Raw genomic sequence first — 19,112 nt, 5'->3', positions numbered from 1 at the left:
CCCCGAACGCGAGCGCGCCGTACGCCTCATTGCCGGCCCTTGGGGTTCGCGGCCGTACCCTCAGTGCTCAGCAGCACCACCACGGAGTCGTCGGACAGTCCGACCAGATGGCGCCGCTGCGGATCGGCAGCCACCTCGCGGAGAGCCGCCAAGGTCGCTGCGCCACAGGGGCCAGAATCCACCCCGAGAGCCCCGAGCTGCTTCACTGCGGCCAACGCCTGCTCCTCACCCACTGTCACCGCAGCGTCGACCCCCTCGCGCAGAACTGGCCACGCGATTCCGGAGACAGTGCCGCAATTCAGCCCCATCATCGAGGTCTCACCGGTGCCCACCGGGACCACTCGGCCGGTGTGCAGAGCGGTAGTCAGCGACGGCGCCACCACAGGTTCGGTGACCAGCAAGCTCGGGGCGTGCTGTGTGGAGCGGTAGTGGTGGACCACGGCCTGTGCCAGGGACCCCACCCCGGTGGGCACCACGACCATGTCCAGCCGTTCCAGGCCCCACTCGCTCAGCTGCGCATCCACCTCCTGAACCAGGGTGGAATACCCGTCCACGATCCATTGTGGGACGTCCTGGTAGCCCTCCCATGAAGTGTCCTGGATCAGCACCGTGTGCTCGCCGGCCTGGGCTGCGCAGTGGGCGACGACGTCGTCATAGGGCAGAGCCATTTCCACCAGTTCTGCGCCCTCGGAGACGATCGCCGCCTGCGCTTCCGCAGCGACTCCGGGCGGGATATAGATGGTGGCTGGAAGGCCCAACAATCGGGCGACGTGGGCGACCGCCCGGCCATGGTTTCCGTCTGTGGCCGCCACCAACGTAAGCGTCGCAGCAGCGCCCAGTTCCTCCCGCAGCCTCTCCAGGGGCAGGGCTTCCTCAACACCCAGGCGGCGGGATAACGCGCGGGCAATGGCGTAAGAGGCACCCAGAATCTTGAAAGCTGAGAGCCCCAGCCGCTGTGACTCGTCCTTGACCAGCACTTCCCCGACCCCGAGCTCGTCGGCCAGCGTCGGCACCGGAGTCAGCGGGGTGGGGGCGTAACCAGGCAGCGACCGATGGAAGGTGACCGGTGCCTCCCGCAGCGGCTGGGTCCGCCAGGAGCGGGCGGCGGGGTTGAAGTACGGGCTCGTCATCGCAGTGTTCATATGGCGCTCGATTCGATAGTCAGTCGTGACCGATGCTCTCATACTGGCGCTGACCCGGAGCCGGCCCGCAGCAGCCTGGGGGTGAGGTGAGCGAGAATGGAGACCATGCCTGAAGCCACCTTCTGCGAACTGACCATCTCCTATGACGAGCGGGTGCTGGAGCCCCGGTCATGGACCCAGGCACAATCGGCATGGGCGGCGGAGCTGTTGGCCGAGCTGCCGCCGGGACCGGTGCTGGAACTCTGCGCCGGCGCCGGGCACATCGGGCTCGCAGCGGTGCGCGAGACCCCACGAGAGCTGGTGATGGTCGACCTCAACCCGGCTGCCGAGCAATTCGCCCTGAAAAACGCCGCCGCCAACGGGATGGGCGCACAGGTGGAGTTCCGGCTCGCTCGGCTCGACGCCGCGGTGGCCCCGCAGGAGCAATTCGGCCTGATCATCGCAGATCCGCCGTGGGTGCGTTCGGCGGAGACCTCGAGGTTCCCTGCGGATCCTCTGCTGGCGATCGACGGCGGCGCCGACGGCCTGGCTTTGGCGCGCACGTGTGTGGATGTCATTGACCGCCACCTCTCCCAGGAGGGCTCCGGGCTGCTTCAGCTGGGCACCACCTCCCAGGCGGAGGCTGTGGCCGCCTATGCCGCCGACGAGCTGGACGGTTCCCTGCGGCTGTCGGAAACCCGGGTCTACGGCCGCGGTGTGCTGGTGCGGCTGGTGCGCTGACTCTGGAACAGGCTAGTCGCGGGAGCTTCTGCGCAGGAGCTTGTGGGTGCCGTCGCACCACGGCTTGATCATCGAGCCGCCGCACCGGCAGACCGCGCTCACCGGGCGGGTGGTCCGGTGAGCGTTGCCGTCCTCATCCTCAATGACGTGATCGCCACGCAGCAGCATCGGGCCGTCCGGGCAGAAGATCACATCGGGGTGCTCGACCTGCGGCTCCGGTTGCGGCCCCGGCTGAAACTCGCCGGTCATGCCGCCCACTCCTTCAGCATCCGTGCCGCGTAGCGGGCTTCAAGGTCCATGGAGGTCCATGCCCCGAAATAGACGTCATCATGCAGCTGTGGTTCCTCCTCCAAGAAAGCTCCGCAGATGGTGCGCACTGCCAGCTGCTCATGCACCGCATCCGCCTCGACGTGTTCGGTGTAGTACTCCACCATCGATGCCGGGAAGCCCAACCGTTGCAGCCCCGCCGCCATCCGCCGGGACGGCGCGGAGCTGGTGGTTTCGAAGGCGGCCAGAAAGCCCAGCGAGGCTGCCCGCAGGCGGCGGTTCAGCCCGAACAGTGACATCGCATTGTTCTCCTCCAGGATCTCCAGTGGCGCCTCATTGATATACGCCCCGTACTCGGAGTCCAGGCCGCTGTCTTCAATCCCGCGGCGGAACAGGTGGGCGTGCAGGCGCTGCGGGTCACCGGCGCCGTATTCGTCGAACTGCAGCTCCATCACCGCCGCCTTGACCCGGTCGGACAGCCGCGGGATCAGCCACGTGGTGTGGTCCGATTCCTTCAGGTGGTAGACCGTGCGGTGCCGCAGCAGCTGACACACCTGCTCCTTGGTGGCTTTGCGCTGCACGTGGCCCGAGAGCGAGGCTCCGTCAAAGTCGGCCACGAAGCCGAAGAAATCTTCTGCGAAGTTCCCCGGGGCCGGGAACTGCGGAATCCGGGCACGCAAAGTCTGCTCAAAATCTTGTTCGAGTTTCCGCCGGATGCTGAGCAGCAGGGGGTCCCATTCCAACTCTCCAGCGACGTCGTCGAACCCTCGGTAGTGCTGTTCGTAGAGCGCCCATAAGGTCAGGTGGGCATCCTGAGCGCTCTCAGCCTGCGGGGCCTGGGCGAGTGTGGAGGTGTCGGCGCTGCGCATGGCGGTCAGCACTGCGTGACTGAGTGCGCCCCGGGCATGTGGGGTCAGCACTGGCCACTGCCTGTCCGAGGCACCCACTGGGCAACGGTGGGTCCTGTGGCAGAATCCGGCATGACAGTCCTCATCTCAGGCGTACGGGCAACGGCTCAGTCGATTTTAGTGGCAGAGGCACCCGGCGACTGCCGTGGTCTTTTGTTGCACCATTGGCTGTGCCGGCTATCGGGTCATCCTTCGAGGAAGCCGCGCAGCAGAGCGGCAGTGCCCTCGAGGTGGTCGGCCATCAGCGTCCGTGCCTGTGCCGCGTCTCCGCGCAGGATGGCCCCGGTGATCGCCTCATGCTGCTGGTTGGAGTGCTCCAGGTTGGCTGGCAACAGCGGAATCTTATCCAGCAGCGCGCTGGTCCGGGCGCGCGTCTCCGCCACCGCGGTGATCAGCGTCGGAGAGCCGGTCAGTTCGGCCACCGCAATGTGGAACCGGGCATCCCGCGCGCGGTAGCTGCCCTGCTCGGCCGCCTGAAGGTCGGTCAGGCACGCTTGCAGGTGCTGCCGGGCTGAGGCGGGCAAGTCTGCCTGCGCGGCCACCTCTGCGGCAGCTGGCTCGATCACCGCACGGAAGGTCAGCACATCGCGGAGCTCCTCGGGATCGATGCGCCCTTCCTCCGCGCCGGTGGAGGCCGCGCTTTCCAGGATGTACGTCCCGCCGTAGCGTCCGCGACGCACCTCCAGGTAGCCGGCCTGCTGGAGTTCAGCCAGCGCCTCGCGGAGGGTAGCCCGGGAAACACCCAAGTGCGCCGCCAGGTCCCTCTCGGACGGCAGCTTCTGCCCCGGTGGAAACAGCCCGACCCGGATCGCCTGCAGCAGGTGCTCGATGGTCTCCTCAAACGTATTGCCCGAGCGCACGGGGCGCAGCACTGCGTAGGGGTGTCCAAATCCCTCGCTCGTCATCCAATGTCCTCCCGTCCCGCTCTCCCCCAGTCAACCACGGCCCGCGCTGCCCGGGTGGGGGACGACGCCGCAAGCGGTTGGCTCTTGACGGCTCTCATGTGAGATGCCACACTTCCAGACAACGCCATGGACTGAAACTAGTCCATTGGAGTTCTCTCCGTCGATCTCATCTGACAAACTCCTCTGACAAAGGTGGACCCCCATGCTTCGCAACAAGACCACAGCAGTCGTTGCCGATCAGAGCTACCTGGAGCACCGGCGGCTCAAATCAGGTGCCGCAGGGTGGATTCTCCTGGCGGGGCTGGGCGTCTCCTACGTCATTTCAGGAGACTTCGCTGGGTGGAACCTCGGACTGGCCCAGGGCGGTTGGGGAGGGATGCTCATCGCGTTCGTGCTGATGGGCCTGATGTACACCTGTATGGTCTTCGGCCTCGCCGAGCTCTCCTCCACTCTGCCCACCGCAGGTGCCGGATACGGCTTCGCCCGCCGCGCGCTGGGTCCACTGGGCGGCTTTGCCACGGGCGTGGCGGTGCTGATCGTCTTCGCCGTGGCACCGGCGGCCATCGCGACCTTCATCGGCGGCTACATTGAGGCCCTGGGGCTGTTCGGCATCACCAACTCCTGGCCGGTGTATCTGATCACCTACGCGATCTTCGTCGGCATCCACCTCTACGGTGTCGGCGAGGCGCTGAAACTGATGTTCGGCATTACCGTGATCGCCTTGCTGGCCCTGGCGGTGACCGTCTTCGCACTCGCCCCGCACTTCGACGCCGCCAACCTGTTCGACATCGTCCCCGAAGATGCAGCCGGTGCCAGCCGGTTCCTTCCCATGGGGTATGCCGGGGCGATGGCCGCACTGGTCTACGGCATCTGGTTCTTCCTCGCAGTGGAAGGCGTGCCCCTTGCTGCGGAGGAAACCACCAACCCGAAGCGGGATATGCCGCGCGGAATCATCGTCGCCATGGTGATCCTGCTGGCCACGGGGGCGCTGATGCTGGTCTTCGTTCCCGGAGCCGCAGGGTCGGAGCTGATGAGCACCTCGGACAATCCGCTGCCGGAGGCCATCCGAGCAGTCAGCGGATCTGAGAGCATCATGGCCAGCATCGTCAACTACGGCGGACTGGCTGGGCTGGTGGCCAGCTTCTTCTCCATCATCTACGCCTACTCCCGGCAGCTGTTCGCCCTCTCCCGCGCCGGGTACCTCCCCCGCTGGCTGTCGGTGACCGGACCCCGCAAAACCCCTTGGGTGGCGCTGATCGTGCCCGGAACCATCGGCTTTCTCCTCGCCGCCGCCACCGGTGATGGCGGGCTGCTGATCAATATCGCCGTCTTCGGCGCCACCGTCTCCTACGTGCTGCTGAACCTCTCGCACATCGTGCTGCGGGTGCGGGAACCACACCTGGAACGGGGCTACCGCACCCCCGGAGGGGTCTACACCACCGGAATCGCCTTGGTGCTGGCGCTGGTGGCGGTAGTGGCCACGTTCCTGGTCGATGTGCTCGCCGCCTCCATCACCGCCGGCGTCTTCCTCGCCTTCCTCGCATACTTCTGGTTCTACAGCCGCCACCGTCTGGTGGCCAATGCCCCGGAGGAGGAGTTCGCCCTGGTAGAAGACGCCCAAGCCAGACTGCACTAATCTTCCACTACACGCGCCATCACCTGCTAGCCAAGGATCTGATCCCGTGACCACACCACCCACGCATCCTCGCAACGACCGCATGCTCACCGTGGAGCAGCTGCGCCACGAGATCACCGGCGGGAAGATCGACACCGTGGTGCTGGCCTTCACCGATATGCAGGGCCGGCTCCAGGGCAAGCTGTGCCACGGCCAGTTCTTCTTGGACCACATGCTCGATGAGGGTGCCGAGGGATGCAACTACCTGCTGGCGGTGGATACGGAGATGAACACCCCGGCCGGTTTCGCGATCAGCAGCTGGGACTCCGGTTATGGGGACATGAGCTTCGCCATGGATCTGGACACCATCCGGTACATGCCCCACAATCCGGGCCAGGTGATGATCCAGTGCGACCTCGCCAGTCATGACGGTGAGCTGATCCCCATGTCGCCACGGACCATGCTGCGCACCCAGCTCCAACGGGCCCAGGAAATGGGATACCAGATGCTCACCGGGACAGAACTGGAGTTCTGCATCTACAACACCAGTTACGAGGACGCCTGGGAGGCCAACTACCAGAACCTCGACCCGGCCAATAAGTACAACGTGGACTACAACATCCTCGGCTCCCAGCGCGTGGAACCGCTGCTGAGACAGATCCGCAATTCCATGTACACAGCGGGAATGACCGTGGAAAGCGCCAAGGGCGAATGCAATCTCGGGCAGCACGAAATCGCCTTCCGATTCGCTGACGGCCTGGTCACCGCCGACAACCACGTGGTGTACAAACTCGCCTCCAAACAGATCGCTCATCAGCAGGGGAAGTCCATCACCTTTATGGCCAAACCCAATCAGCGTGAGGGCAGCTCCTGCCACATTCACATGTCGCTGCGCGGGCTCGACGGCGAGCTCAGCTTCTGGGACCGCGAGCGCGGCACCCGCAGCGCCACCTATGACTGGTTCATCGCCGGGGTGCTGAAGGGGATGCGAGAGCTCTCCATCTTCTACGCCCCGACCATCAATTCCTATAAGCGGTTCGCCAAGGGCAGCTTTGCCCCCACCGCGGTGGCCTGGGGCATCGACAACCGCTCCTGCGCGGTGCGATTGGTCGGCACCGGCCCCTCGGCGCGGATGGAGAACCGCCTCCCCGGCGGGGACGTGAACCCCTACCTGGCGCTTTCAGCAATGTTGGCCTCCGGCCTCTACGGCATCGAACACCAGCTGGAGCTGGAGCCGATGATGGAAGGCAACGCTTACGAATCCGGTGCGCAGGTCGTCCCTTCGGCCATGCGCGAGGCCCGCGACCTTCTGGAAGGCTCACAGTTGGCCCGCGAGCTGTTCGGGGCTGAGGTCGTGGAACACTACGTCCACTACGCGGATGTGGAGCTGGAGGCCTTCGAGGCCGCCGTCACCGACTGGGAGCTGCGCCGTGGTTTCGAACGCCTCTGAGGCCCCTCATCCTGCACAGTACCGGCCGCGCATCGGGCTGACCACCTACTACCAGGAGGGCTCGTGGGGGGTATGGAACTCCGTGGCGGCGATTATCCCAGGGTCCTACCTGGAGGCAGTCGCCGCAGCGGGCGGGACCCCATTGCTGCTCCCCCCCGTGGGCACCGACCCTTCGGTGCTGGAGTTACTCGACGGGCTGATCGTGGTCGGCGGGGTCGACGTCGATCCGAAGTTCTACGGCGCCGCGCGGCACCCCAAGACGTCCTCCCAGCCCGCACGCGATGAGCACGATATTGCGCTCACCCGCCGGGCCCTTGATCTGGGCCTGCCGCTGTTCGCCATCTGCCGGGGAGCCCAGATCCTCAATGTGGCCCTCGGGGGGACGTTGATCCAGCACCTGCCTGACGTTAACCCCGCCGCCCACCAGTATCAGCCGGAACCAGGCCGGTTCGGCACAGTGGAGTTCACCGTGGAGCCGAACAGCCGATGCGCCCAGCTGCTCGGCGGATCCGCAGAATCGCCCTGCTATCACCACCAAGCCCTGGACACCGTCGCCGAGCCTCTGGTGGTCACCGCCCGGGCAGCCGACGGCACCATCCAGGCGGTGGAACCCCTCACTGACAGCTGGGTCCTGGGTGTCCAGTTCCATCCCGAGGAGAACCGGAAAGATACCCGTCTCTTCGACGGATTTATTGACGTCGCCCGGCGTTTCGCCCACGACCGAAAGGACGCGCTGCTGCCATGACCAGCACCGAGATCATCAACCCGGCCACCGAAGAAGTCATCCAGACCGTCGAGCTGGCGGACGAAGCACAGACCGACGCCGCCATTGTGCGCGCCCAGCGAGCGTTCGAGACCTGGCGCGCGGTGGATCCGGGTGACCGAGCCCGCCTGCTGCGCCGCTTCGCCGACGCTGTGGACAACGACCTGGAGAACCTGGCGGAGCTGGAGGTCCGCAACGCCGGGCACACCATCTCCAACGCACGGTGGGAAGCTGGCAATGTCCGCGACGTGCTCACCTATTACTCCGGCGCCCCAGAACGCCTTTCGGGTCGCCAGATCCCGGCACCCGGAGGGATCAATGTCACCTTCCACGAGCCCCTGGGTGTCGTCGGGATCATCGTCCCTTGGAACTTCCCGATGCCCATCGCCGCCTGGGGTTTCGCCCCCGCACTTGCTGCTGGAAACACAGTGGTGCTCAAACCCGCCGAGCTCACCCCCCTGACCGCGCTGCGGCTGGGCGACCTGGCCCTTGAGGCTGGGCTCCCGGCGGGGGTGCTGACCATCCTTCCGGGAAAAGGCTCGGTGGTCGGGCAGCGCTTCGTGACCCACCCCCGTGTGCGCAAAGTGGTGTTCACCGGTTCCACAGCAGTGGGCAAATCCATCATGGCAGGGTGTGCAGACCAGGTGAAACGGATCACCTTGGAACTCGGGGGGAAGAACTCCAATATCGTCTTCGCCGACGCCGACCTCGAACAGGCTGCCACCGCCGCACCCGGTGGGGCGTTCGACAACGCCGGCCAGGACTGTTGCGCCCGCTCCCGGGTGCTGGTGCAACGTTCGGTGATGGACCGTTTTCTGGAACTGCTTGAACCTGCGGTGCAGGCCTTCAGCTGCGGGGACCCCCGGGATCCGGAGACCCAGATGGGGCCGCTGGTCTCCGCCGGCCACCGGGATTCGGTCGCCTCCTTCATCGGCCAGGACACGCCGGTGGCGTTCCGAGGCTCCGCGCCCTCAGGCCCAGGGTTCTGGTTCCCTCCCACTGTGGTCACTCCGGCCACCGACTCCCGGGTCTTCCATGAGGAAATATTCGGGCCGGTGATTGCCGTAGTGCCTTTCGATGATGAGGCTGATGCGGTCTGCTTGGCCAATGCCACCGACTACGGGCTCTCCGGTTCACTCTGGACCCGCGACGTCGGGCGCGCCCTGCGCGTCTCCCGCGGGGTGGAAGCCGGAAATCTCTCCGTCAACACCCACGCCTCAGTGCGGTACTGGACTCCATTTGGTGGATTCAAACAGTCCGGCTTCGGCCGGGAGCTGGGGCCCGACGCCGTCGAAGCCTTCACCGAGACCAAGAACGTCTTCATATCCCACACTTGACCCGCTCCGCTCACGCCCCGCAACATCGACCAGCACAGAAACCAAGACTAAGGAGACTCCCATGGAGGTCAACGCTCGCCGACTGGTGGACCGCAGCGCAGTCATCACTGGTGGTGCCAGTGGCATCGGGCTGGCCACAGCTCGCCGGATGGCGGCCGAAGGCGCCAAGGTGGTCATTGCCGATATCGACCCGGCCACAGGAGAAGCCGCAGCCTCCGAGGTCGGCGGGTTGTTCGTCAAGGTCGATGTCACCTCCGCTGAACAGGTAGAGAACCTCTACGCCGAGACGCACCAGCGGTTCGGCAGGGTAGACATCGCCTTCAACAATGCCGGCATCTCTCCTGCTGACGATGCCTCCATCCTGGAGACGGGCCTCGAGGCATGGCGGAAGGTGCAGGAGGTGAACCTGACCTCTGTCTATCTGTGCTGCAAGTACGCCCTTCCTTATATGCAGCAGCAGGGGAAGGGGTCCATCATCAATACGGCCTCCTTCGTCGCGGTCATGGGGGCGGCCAGCTCGCAGATCTCCTACAGCGCCTCCAAGGGCGGGGTGCTCTCCATGAGCCGTGAACTCGGTGTGGAGTTCGCCCGGCAGGGCATTCGGGTCAACGCACTGTGCCCGGGGCCGGTGAATACCCCGCTGTTGCAGGAGCTCTTCGCCAAGGATCCGGACCAGGCCGCCCGGCGCCTGGTACACGTGCCCATGGGGCGGTTCGCCGAACCGGAGGAGCTGGCTGCCGCGGCGGCGTTCCTCGCCAGCGACGACTCCTCCTTCATGACCGCCTCCACGTTCCTGGTCGACGGCGGAATCTCGGGAGCGTACACCACTCCGCAGTGATCGGCACCAGAGACACGGGTTGACTCTCGTTGCTCGCGGGCGCTGCGATGCTGTGCTGGGCAACGGGACAGCGGGCAGCGGACATGAAACCCGATTTTCGGACGTTAGCAGGACTTCTATTCGGACGTTAGCATGACTTCTATTAGGACAATGGCAGGATTCGGACCAGGTGGAGTGACGGGCCGCTGACCGCCCCACCACATGGAAGAGGCCAACGTGCCGCCGAGGAAAATGCTCAGCGCAACACCCCAGGACCGGCGTGTGCAGGTGGGGGGTCACACGGTGGATGTCCGGGGCACCTTCGCACCGGAGCGTCCGGCTGTGGTGCTGGTCCATGGGATCGGGATGTCGGGCGAGTATTTTCTGCCCTTCGCTGAGGTGCTCGCCGCTGATTTCGACGTCTACGCGGTGGACCTGCCCGGTTATGGCAGCACGCCCAACCCCTCGCGCGCTCTGACCATCCCGGAGTTGGGCGAGGTGGTCGCCGGGCTGTGCGCGGCGTTGGGTCTGCAGTCACCAGTTCTGGTGGGTCATTCCATGGGGTGCCAGATCGTGACGCACACGCTCGCCAACCACCCCCGCCTCAGCGCCGGCTACGTGCTGATCGGTCCCCCCGCCGACCCGGCTGCGCGCAGCTTCGGCGGCCACGCATGGCGCCTGTTCCGAGACACCCTGGCCGAACCTTTCACCACCAATGCAGTAGTGTTCCGCAATTACCTGCGCATGGGCCCGCTCCGATACTTCCGGACTGCGCGGTATATGCTCGCCGATCGCCCGGAGGAGACCATCCTGCGCTGCCCGGTGCCGGGACTGATAGTCCGCGGGAGACGTGATCCCATCGCTGCTGCCTCCTGGGTGCGCCAGCTGGCCCGGCTGGCCCCGCAGGCCAGGGTGCGCGAGGTTCCCGGCGGCCCACACGCGCTGCAGCACCATCAGCCGCAGGCGCTGGCGAAAGCCTGTGCACCGTTCCTGACCGCCGTGACACGACCCGGTGACGGATCCACTGCGTCGCCCCCGGAGAAGTGGCCAACTCCATGACCATCCGCCTCCCGCAGCACCTCTCCGAGGCCGGTGCCAATCTTGTCGCCTGGGTGCGGGACTACAGCTACGCCCTCCGCTGGCAAGCCAACGGCGTGGTGCGCTCACCGGATCCTGCAGCCTATCGGCTGCCCGGCGCTGGCGAGCCGGCAGTCGTTCTGCTGCCCGGGATCTACGAAACCTGGGCTTTCATGCTGCCGGTGGCAGACGCCCTCCGCTCCCAGGGCTACGATGTGCGCGCCGTCGTCGAACTGGGATACAACGGCGGCACCATCACAGACATGGCGAACCTGGTCCAGCAGCACCTGCGCGAGTACAGGATCGGGGAGTGCATCCTGGTCGCCCACAGCAAAGGCGGACTCATCGGCAAACACCTGCTCAGCAGCCACAATGAGGCTGGCCTGATCCGCGGGCTGGTGGCGCTGAACACTCCGTTCGAAGGCTCACCGCTGGCCCAGCTGCTGCCGGTGCCAGCAATCCGCGCCTTCCTGCCGCGTTCAGCCGAGCTGAACGCTCTCAGAGCTCTTCACCACGTTCATGCCGACATCGTGTCCATCTACGGGCGGTTTGACCCGCACATCCCCGGTGGCAGCCACCTCCCCGGGGCGCACAATATCCAACTGGACACCCGCGGGCACTTCCTGCCACTGGGGGACCCGGCTGTCCATGAGGCGATACTCCGCGGGGTCGGGCTGCTGACCCGGTGATCGGACACCGGTGATTGGAGACTGCGCCCGAGTCAGTCCTTCGAGCGCTTGGCCACCAGCGCAATGGCAATGGCCGCCAGCCAAATGTCCTTGGCCAGGGGTGTGCCGTCCTGGGAAGGCCGCACGCCGTCGGACTCAGTCATATCGTCATTGCGGAAGTACATGCTGAGCATCCCCGCGGAGAACCCACCCAGCGCCAAGCCGGCCAGCCGGTTGCTGACAAAGGGAGTCAGCAGCGCAGTCCCCAGGGCGATCTCTCCCCAGGCCAGGGCTTTGCCGAAGGTTTCCGGCGGCAGCTTCTCCACCGCCGGCACACCTGTGGCGGCCATGCCCTGCAGGCCTTCTGCTGAATCACGGTCCAATTTCAATTTGCTGATCCCCGCATTGAGGATGAAGGCACCAGGAAGAGTGCGCAGGGCCAGTGTGGAAAGGTTCATCATGTTCTCCGACCTAGGTTGAACGCATGTCTCCTCCGTCAACCCTGCAAGGCGGCGCATCATTCCTCCTGTGGCGCACATTAGGCTGGGGCTATGAGCCGTTCCCGCATCAGCAGGCGCTTCAAGCCCCGCAAGAGTTCACGAAAGACGCTGAGCCTGGCTGTGGCAGGCACCGCAGCAGGGATGCCGCTGACCGCGGCAGTCTCGGTGGTCACTTTGGACCTGTTGAAGGAAAGCAAACGCAAGCAACGCGACGCGCCGCGGCCCGGGACCTTCGAATCACAGGTGGAAGAGTCGCCGCTGACCATCTATACCGACGGTGACGCCCTCTACGGGGACATGCTGCAGGCCATTGATGCGGCCGAGCACTCCATTCTGATGAAGACTTACATCTGGAAGAACGACGAGGTGGGCCAGAAGTTCATAGATGCGTTCAACGCAGCTGCCCGCCGCGGCGTCGATGTCTTCATCATTTATGACGGGTTTGCCAACCTGGTGGTGCCACCGTCCTTCTACCGTCAGCTCAGCGGCGACATTCACCTCCACCGCATGCCCGCTGCAGGAAGAAGCTTCTGGAAGGCGCCGCTGCGCTCTACCGGATTCAACCACTCCAAAATCTTGGTGGTCGACGACGAGGTCGGGTTCGTCGGCGGGTACAACATTGGCAGTCTCTACGCCAAGAAGTGGCGGGATACTCACCTGCGTGCCGCCGGCCCGGCGGTCTGGGGGCTGCGGCAGACCATTGCCCGGCTCTGGAATGAGAACCGCGACCCCGCCGAGCAGGTGCCGTGGACACCCCCGCACAGCTGGAACCCCACCGTGCGGGTGGTGGCCAACATGCCGGTGGACCTGGTCTACCCGGTGCGGAATATGTACCTCAAAGCCATTGAGCGGGCACAAAAACGCATCTGGATCTCCACGCCGTACTTCATTCCCGACCAACAGATTCTCCGAGCCCTCATCCTCGCAGCCCAACGCGGCGTCGATGTCCAAGTGATGGTGCCCAAGGAGTCGAATCACGTCATCGCCGACTGGGTCTCCCGAGGGTTTTTCGGCCCGATGCTCAAGGCCGGCATCACCATCCTGCTCTTCACCAGCAGCATGATGCACTCCAAGACCGCCACCATTGATGGCGAATGGTCCACTATCGGCACCGCCAACATCGACCGGCTGTCCCTGTCCTTCAACTACGAGTCCAATATTGAGGTCGTGGACCCCGGGTTCGCCGCCGAAATGGAGAAGGTCTTCCGTAGCGATCGGGAGCACTGTGAGGAAGTCAACCCTGAGAGGTGGAACTCGCGGCGCCGCATGGCCCGAGTGACGGAATTCGCGCTCAAACCGTTCCGTCCGGTGCTCTGAGAGACTGGCACCATGACCACCTCTGCACAGCACACCACCCAAGAGTCGACAGTCGCGGCGTGGACGCACGCCCTCGGAGAGCCCATCGGCGCTCCCGGTGGCGGGGCCGGAGCCGGCGTCATGCTCGCCATTGCGGCGTCGCTGACCTCCATGGTGGCCGGGTACACCGAGCCGAAAGCTGACCAGGACCAACAGCTCCACGGTGTGCTCACCAGGGCCCAAAAACGGCGGGAACTGGCGCTGCAGCTGGCTGATGACGACGCCGCCGCTTCCCAGGCCTTCGGAGCAGCGTTCAAGCGGGAGCGGGGCACAGAGCGTGACAAGGCGATCCGCCAGGCCTCCGTGGAGGCAGCCGAATCCTCCGCGACACTGGGCGAACACGCCGTCGCCGCCATCGATGACCTCACCTGGCTCTCCGAGCACGGCAACCGCGCCCTGATCGCAGATGTGGTGGTGGCCTTCGGCGCGCTGCGCGCCGCTGTGGCAGGCGCGCGGACCAATGTCAGCTTTGACCTGGGTACCCTGCGTGCCTCCGGACTGAACATGGATGAGATCCGGAAGCAGCACCCGGACCTGTGGGCCACGGTTCACCGGTTCGACGACGCACTGGCCCGCATCGATGCCGCCACCCGCGCGATCGATGATCGGGCCGCCCCCACCAACGAACGCTGAGAGCCGAAGCTCCACCTCGGCCCTCACCACAAGTCTCATCCGGGAATGGGCCGAAGACTCTACCCCGCACCCCTGGCTGAGTCGTATGGTTAGGTATGGCACACAATCAGGAATCGGGCGAAGAATACACACCAGGGGTCCTCGTGGGACTCGACGGCTCAGCCGGTGCTGAGCGTGCTTTCTCTGTGGCATTGATGGTGGCGCAGAAGCGCGGTTGGCCGCTGCGCCTGGTCGAGGCCTTCACCAGGCCGGTGATGGTCGATGACTACAACGCCCAGGCTATTGAGTACTACCTGCACGGTGCCGCTGAGGAGGTCCAGGCTCGGCTTGACCGTTATGCCGAGCGAGCCTCCGATGCGGGGGTCACCGCCACCACCCGCACCTTTGACGGCGATGCCAGTAAGGTGCTTGTCGAGGAAAGCGAGACCGCGCACCTGGCTGTGGTGGGCAAACGCGGACGCAATCGTTTCGCCGGCCGAGTCTTGGGCAGCGTCTCAGCAAAGCTCGCCGCCCATGCCCACTGCCCGACTCTGGTAGTCCCCGAGAAGTGGGTCAGCGAGTCAGCCGAGGTGCTGCTGGCACCAGCTCAGCACGTGGCCAGTGGGGATGCGGCCGAACAGGAACCTCTGACCGTGCTGGAACAGTCCGCCCCGGCGCAGGATCACCGCCGGTCCTTCCGCAACGTCGCCGATGAGCTCAACTTCGATTCCGAGATCGTCGTCGGCGTCGATGTCCGTGCACCCGCCACTGAGATCGCCCATCTGGCTGCTGAGGCTGCGGCGCTGACGGAGCGCCCACTGACCCTGGTGGCGGCAGAGACGCTCAACGCCCAAGGGTGGTACCCAGACGCTGAGCAGCATCACACCGAGTTGGCGAATGTGCGCCGCGGATACATCGAGCACCTAGAAGGGATCGCTGCCGAGCTGTCGGAAAAGACGCCCGACGTCCCTGTGCGGTGGCAGTTTTTCCACGGCTCTGCCGCCGGGGTGCTGGCAGAAGCCTCCCGCACGGCGGCGCTGATCACCGTCGGCACGCGCGGTCACGGTGGCTTCACCGGATTGCTGTTGGGGTCGGTCAGCCAGGCGGTGCTCAACCGCTCCACTTGCCCTGTACTGGTGATTCCGACCTCCCCCGAAGTATGAGTGAACCCGTAGGCGGCCCGGGTTGCCGCCAGCCAGGTGGTGTGCGCGCCCTGTCCCGATCACCCTGCCCTCCGCACGTGGTCGCTGAGTGCGGGCACGACGACGTCCCACACCTGCGGCGGAGGGACCTCGTGACCGATGCCGTCGAGCCTCACGAGAGTGGAATCGGGGATCATCCGGGCGAGCGCCTCCCCGTGCGGCAGCGGGAACAGGGGGTCAGTGTCGCTGTGGAAGATAAGTGTGGGCGCCGTGATCAACGAGGGGTCGGTCTCACCAGTGGCCTCCACCAGGAAGTGGTTCCTCATTGAGGATTCCATGTTCCGACTGCGCCGGGCTTCCTCCGTGGCGATCGCGCGAAAACGCTCCTCGTCAAAGCCGAACGAACCTGCATAGGGACGTTCCGCCTCCACGCGGTAGTCGACCACGGCTAAGGTGTCCGTCCAGTCCTCCACCTCCGGAAGGGCACTCTCCGCCGCGACCAGCGAGGCCGCCGGTGCAGGGAGGTCCCCCGGCTCCCCTCCGGCTGGTGAGGACTCGATGAGCGTGAGAGTCCGCACGCGTGCAGCAGCATAGACACCGAGGTACTGTGCAATCCCGCCGCCCATCGACAGGCCCACCATGTGTGCCGACTCGAGCCCAAGCGCATCGAGTATCCGCAGCGGATCGGTCGCCAAATCGCGACCGGTGTAGTCTGGCCGAGCTGGTGGGCTCGTGGTCGACTCCCCTGTGTCCCGTTGGTCGTACCTGATGACGTACAGCCCTTCTCCGGCGAGAGCCTCACAGAGCTCCCGTGGCCACCAGTCCTTCGACTGCGTGGCACCAGCGATGAGCACAACCGGCGGGTTGCCCCGGTCCCCGAACTCTTCGACTGCTAACGAGACATCATCAAAGGTGATGATATTCACCCCTTCACCCTTGCGCATCGTCAGGCTCAAGCGCGGAGCTCAGCAGGTCAAGAATATGCCGATACGGCATACCGGTGGCACGCGTCATTCCGATCTCGCAGGTGCGGTTGGTCGAGGCATGCGCAGCGGAGCCGACGGCCTGCACCTCTGCGGCCTGAGCGTGGGTGGCTGAAGCTGTCAGCTCCGGATGGAGCATCCCCCGGTCACCAGCGAAGGCACAGCAGCCCCACTCCACCGGCACGTGCACTTTCTGGGCCACAGCTTCGGCCACAGTCATTAGTGCTGAATTTATTCCCAGTCGAGTGGAGGAACACGTGGGGTGCAGCGTCACCGAGGGCAGCCGGGGTGCGGACAAGAGTCCCCGGGCACGCACCTCTGGCAGGATCCGCTGCGCCGCGAAAGTTACTGCGTCAACCACCTCCAAGGAGTCTCCGCTCTCATCTGACCCGGCCAGGAGTTCCCGGAGACCCTCGGTGCACGAGCTGGCGTCACTGACGACAGGCAGCCGACCCGCTTCTGAGGCGTCCCACACAGCGGCGTACACTTTCCGTCTCATATGCTCATAACCGGCGCTGAGTCCCTTGGACTTCCAGGGGGTCCCGCAGCACAGTGCGGGCATCGACTCCGGGGTACGCACCCGCAGGCCCGCTGCAGCACAGAGACGCCGGAACGCCTGGGAGACTCCGGCCGCCCCAACCTCACCGTCGCTGGGGCTTGCGCCGAACATGGTGTGCGTACAGCTGGAGAACCAGACCACCTGTGCTGACTCGTCACGGACAATCTCACGACGACGCCCCCCAGCGGGCAGGTCAGCGCTCCAGCGCGGCACGACCTCCGCGCCCAGCACACGGCGGGCAAGCTGGGAACCCGTTCGCGGCAGCGCCGGGGGCAGGCGATCAGCCACAGTCAGCGCCACCGCGCCGGCCCGAGTCGCGGCATCCCATCCTGCCGCCACCGTTTTCCCCACGCCCTGCTGAACTCTCGGCTTGGCCTCGGCACGCAGCCGGCGAACCAGCTCCCCGGTATTGATGAACACCGGGCAGGCTGTTTCACACATACCGTCCACTGCGCAGGTCTCCACGCCGTCGTACTGGTACTCACGCTGAAGTGTCGCAGCCAGGGCGGAGTCTCCGGCCTGCTCTGCCCGGGCGATCTCACGGCGCAGGACAATACGCTCCCGAGGGGTCAGCGTCAGCTGACGGCTCGGGCACACCGGCTCGCAATAGCCGCATTCCACGCACCGGTCGACCTCAGCCTCCACCACCGGAGAGGTCTTCAGGTGCTTCAGGTGGGCGTGGGGGTCCTCGGTGAGAAGCACCCCCGGGTTGAGGATCCCCTCCGGATCGGCGAGCGCCTTGACCTGCTGCATCACTGCGTAGAGCTCGTCACCGACCTGGCGGCGCACGAAGGGAGCCATAATACGTCCGGTGCCGTGTTCGGCCTTCAGGGTTCCCCCACGGGCCAGCACACATTCCACCATGTCCTCAGTGAACTGTGCGTAGCGCTCCACACCTGCGGTGGAGCCCTCACTGAAGGATTCGGTGACCATGAAGTGGATATTGCCGTCTTTGGCGTGTCCGAAGATCACCGCATCCCGGTAGCCGTGAACGGCAAAGAGCTCGGTCAGCGCCTCACAGGTCTCCCCAAGACGCTCCACGGGTACGGCGATGTCTTCCAGGAGGGCAGTGGTGCCCTGAGGCCTGTTGCCTGCTACTGCGGTAAAGAGACCCTTCCGGGTCCTCCATAACGCGGCTCGCTGATCCGGATCGGTGGTCAGCTGCGCCGGAACCGTCAGTGGGAGCCTGTTCCAGAGGGGGGCCGCTGATGCTAGCCGGTCCGCCAGCGCCTGTTCGTCGGGCTCGCGGAACTCCACCAGCAGCGCACAGTGCTCGTCCACTGTCACCTTGCGGAGCACTTCCGGGACTTTCGGGTCCTCTTGGGAGACGCGCAGACTCGTGGCGTCCATCAGCTCCACGGTGGCGAGCTTGGCGCTGACCAGCTCCGGGAGGCTGGCAGTCGCCGAGTCCAGGTCAGGGTAGATGAGGAGCCCGGTGGCCACATGCGGTTTGATGGGCACAGTGCGGTAGGTGGCTTCGGCGAGGAAGGCAATAGTGCCTTCGCTGCCGACCACCAGGTGCTCCAGTATCCGCACCGGCTCCGTGTGGTCCAGGAAGGAGTTCAACCCGTACCCCATAGTGTTCTTCAGTGAGTGCAGCTGCTGGATACGCGCTACCGACTGTGGCTCTGCGCGCAGCTGATCCCGCAGTGCCGCCAGCCCTGCATGCAGCGCTGGCTCATCGCCCGCCAGGTGCGCATCTGCCAGAGGGGATGCGGTGTCGACCACCGTTCCACTGGCGAGGACCAACACTGATGAGTCCAACGTCTGGTACGTATTGGTCTCGATCCCGCAGGCCATTCCTGAGGAGTTATTGGCCACTACTCCGCCGATGGTGCAGGCGATCTCACTGGCCGGATCGGGTCCCAGTTGACGTCCGAAGCGCAGCAGACGCGCATTCACCTGTCTCAGGACCGCGCCCGGCCCGCAGCGGACTTTCGCGCCCTCATCGAGGACCTCGATCGAAGCGAAGTGACGGCGGACATCCACAAGCAGCTGATCCGTCACCGCCTGCCCAGACAGGCTCGTGCCCCCGGAGCGGAAGGTCACGGCACGTCCGGTGTGGCGGGCTGCCGCAAAAAGCTGGGCCACCTCTGCTGTGGAGCTGGGCCGCACCACCGCCTCCGGTGTGAGCAGATAGTGCGAGGCATCGTGTGCCGCAGCTAAGCGGTCGCTGGCCCGCACGCCGACCTCGCCGGCTGCGCTGCGCAGCGTCTCGACGAGGTCGGCGGGAGTCTCCTTCACAGTGGAGGAGGCAGTGGCGGCCCAACGGCTCATGGCATACTGCCCGC

The 19,112-nt window shown here is 65.5% G+C and carries 18 protein-coding genes; 11 read left to right on the top strand and 7 right to left on the bottom strand.

Annotation, left to right across the window (positions count from 1 at the left end; genetic code table 11):
• Nucleotides 1-26: 26 nt before the first annotated feature.
• On the bottom strand, nt 27-1,130 hold the full coding sequence (locus FEF27_RS01280) for a diaminopropionate ammonia-lyase (protein ID WP_243728901.1): 1,104 nt from the start codon (nt 1,128-1,130) through the stop codon (nt 27-29).
• 108 nt (nt 1,131-1,238) lie between these two features.
• On the opposite strand from FEF27_RS01280, the gene FEF27_RS01275 reads away from it, so the two are divergent.
• Nucleotides 1,239-1,862 carry a methyltransferase gene (locus FEF27_RS01275; protein WP_138168997.1) on the top strand — a complete coding sequence of 208 codons (624 nt, stop codon included), beginning with the start codon at nt 1,239-1,241 and terminating at the stop codon, nt 1,860-1,862.
• Between the two features lie 12 nt (nt 1,863-1,874).
• Here FEF27_RS01275 and FEF27_RS01270 read toward each other — a convergent pair whose 3' ends face one another.
• The 3 genes from FEF27_RS01270 to FEF27_RS01260 form a co-directional block, all read right to left on the bottom strand.
• Nucleotides 1,875-2,111, bottom strand: coding sequence for a CDGSH iron-sulfur domain-containing protein (locus FEF27_RS01270; RefSeq protein WP_138168996.1), 237 nt, complete (start codon nt 2,109-2,111; stop codon nt 1,875-1,877).
• Nucleotides 2,108-3,049 (bottom strand): iron-containing redox enzyme family protein, encoded by a 942-nt coding sequence (locus tag FEF27_RS01265; RefSeq protein WP_208009559.1) that lies wholly within the window; start codon nt 3,047-3,049, stop codon nt 2,108-2,110. The genes FEF27_RS01270 and FEF27_RS01265 overlap by 4 nt, the downstream gene beginning before the upstream one ends.
• Before the next feature lie 173 nt (nt 3,050-3,222).
• Nucleotides 3,223-3,942, bottom strand: coding sequence for a FadR/GntR family transcriptional regulator (locus FEF27_RS01260; RefSeq protein ID WP_138168995.1), 720 nt, complete (start codon nt 3,940-3,942; stop codon nt 3,223-3,225).
• Nucleotides 3,943-4,144: 202 nt separating this feature from the next.
• Between FEF27_RS01260 and eat the strand changes: the two genes are divergently transcribed.
• From eat to FEF27_RS01225, 7 genes are all read left to right on the top strand, one after another.
• Nucleotides 4,145-5,578: an ethanolamine permease gene (gene eat, locus FEF27_RS01255; protein WP_138168994.1), complete on the top strand. Its 1,434-nt coding sequence runs from the start codon at nt 4,145-4,147 to the stop codon at nt 5,576-5,578.
• Between the two features lie 82 nt (nt 5,579-5,660).
• A complete protein-coding gene (locus FEF27_RS01250) occupies nt 5,661-7,007 on the top strand; it encodes a glutamine synthetase family protein (RefSeq protein ID WP_138169067.1) in 1,347 nt (448 codons plus the stop codon).
• Nucleotides 6,988-7,752: a gamma-glutamyl-gamma-aminobutyrate hydrolase family protein gene (locus FEF27_RS01245; protein WP_243728897.1), complete on the top strand. Its 765-nt coding sequence runs from the start codon at nt 6,988-6,990 to the stop codon at nt 7,750-7,752. Before FEF27_RS01250 ends, FEF27_RS01245 begins: the two co-directional genes overlap by 20 nt.
• Nucleotides 7,749-9,107, top strand: a complete 1,359-nt coding sequence (locus FEF27_RS01240; RefSeq protein ID WP_138168992.1) for an aldehyde dehydrogenase family protein — start codon at nt 7,749-7,751, stop codon at nt 9,105-9,107. Before FEF27_RS01245 ends, FEF27_RS01240 begins: the two co-directional genes overlap by 4 nt.
• 61 nt (nt 9,108-9,168) lie before the next feature.
• Nucleotides 9,169-9,945: a 3-oxoacyl-ACP reductase gene (locus FEF27_RS01235; RefSeq protein WP_138168991.1), complete on the top strand. Its 777-nt coding sequence runs from the start codon at nt 9,169-9,171 to the stop codon at nt 9,943-9,945.
• A 201-nt stretch (nt 9,946-10,146) separates the two neighbouring features.
• Complete coding sequence (locus FEF27_RS01230) at nt 10,147-10,983, top strand: alpha/beta fold hydrolase (protein ID WP_138168990.1); 837 nt, start codon at nt 10,147-10,149, stop codon at nt 10,981-10,983.
• The gene (locus FEF27_RS01225; protein ID WP_138168989.1) at nt 10,980-11,690 is read left to right on the top strand and encodes an alpha/beta fold hydrolase; all 711 of its coding nucleotides are present in this window, start codon (nt 10,980-10,982) and stop codon (nt 11,688-11,690) included. The genes FEF27_RS01230 and FEF27_RS01225 overlap by 4 nt, the downstream gene beginning before the upstream one ends.
• A gap of 32 nt (nt 11,691-11,722) precedes the next feature.
• On the opposite strand, the gene FEF27_RS01220 is transcribed toward FEF27_RS01225, so the two are convergent.
• Nucleotides 11,723-12,130 carry a hypothetical protein gene (locus FEF27_RS01220; RefSeq protein ID WP_341805547.1) on the bottom strand — a complete coding sequence of 136 codons (408 nt, stop codon included), beginning with the start codon at nt 12,128-12,130 and terminating at the stop codon, nt 11,723-11,725.
• A gap of 90 nt (nt 12,131-12,220) precedes the next feature.
• Here FEF27_RS01220 and FEF27_RS01215 point away from each other — a divergent pair, with 90 nt between their 5' ends.
• From FEF27_RS01215 to FEF27_RS01205, 3 genes are all read left to right on the top strand, one after another.
• Nucleotides 12,221-13,486, top strand: coding sequence for a phospholipase D-like domain-containing protein (locus FEF27_RS01215; RefSeq protein ID WP_138168988.1), 1,266 nt, complete (start codon nt 12,221-12,223; stop codon nt 13,484-13,486).
• A gap of 12 nt (nt 13,487-13,498) precedes the next feature.
• Nucleotides 13,499-14,158, top strand: coding sequence for a cyclodeaminase/cyclohydrolase family protein (locus FEF27_RS01210; RefSeq protein WP_138168987.1), 660 nt, complete (start codon nt 13,499-13,501; stop codon nt 14,156-14,158).
• 95 nt (nt 14,159-14,253) lie between these two features.
• The gene (locus FEF27_RS01205; RefSeq protein WP_243728896.1) at nt 14,254-15,300 is read left to right on the top strand and encodes a universal stress protein; all 1,047 of its coding nucleotides are present in this window, start codon (nt 14,254-14,256) and stop codon (nt 15,298-15,300) included.
• A 59-nt stretch (nt 15,301-15,359) separates the two neighbouring features.
• Here FEF27_RS01205 and FEF27_RS01200 read toward each other — a convergent pair whose 3' ends face one another.
• Together FEF27_RS01200 and FEF27_RS01195 are read right to left on the bottom strand one after the other, a co-directional pair.
• Nucleotides 15,360-16,205, bottom strand: a complete 846-nt coding sequence (locus FEF27_RS01200; RefSeq protein ID WP_208009557.1) for an alpha/beta fold hydrolase — start codon at nt 16,203-16,205, stop codon at nt 15,360-15,362.
• Between the two features lie 4 nt (nt 16,206-16,209).
• Nucleotides 16,210-19,098, bottom strand: coding sequence for an FAD-binding and (Fe-S)-binding domain-containing protein (locus tag FEF27_RS01195; protein ID WP_138168986.1), 2,889 nt, complete (start codon nt 19,096-19,098; stop codon nt 16,210-16,212).
• Nucleotides 19,099-19,112 lie beyond the last annotated feature (14 nt).

Origin of the sequence: Nesterenkonia sphaerica (assembly GCF_005771565.1) — a bacterium.
Lineage (GTDB): Bacteria > Actinomycetota > Actinomycetes > Actinomycetales > Micrococcaceae > Nesterenkonia > Nesterenkonia sphaerica.
The sequence above is the reverse complement of the archived record's forward strand: the minus strand, read 5'-3'. Positions and strand labels throughout refer to the sequence as shown.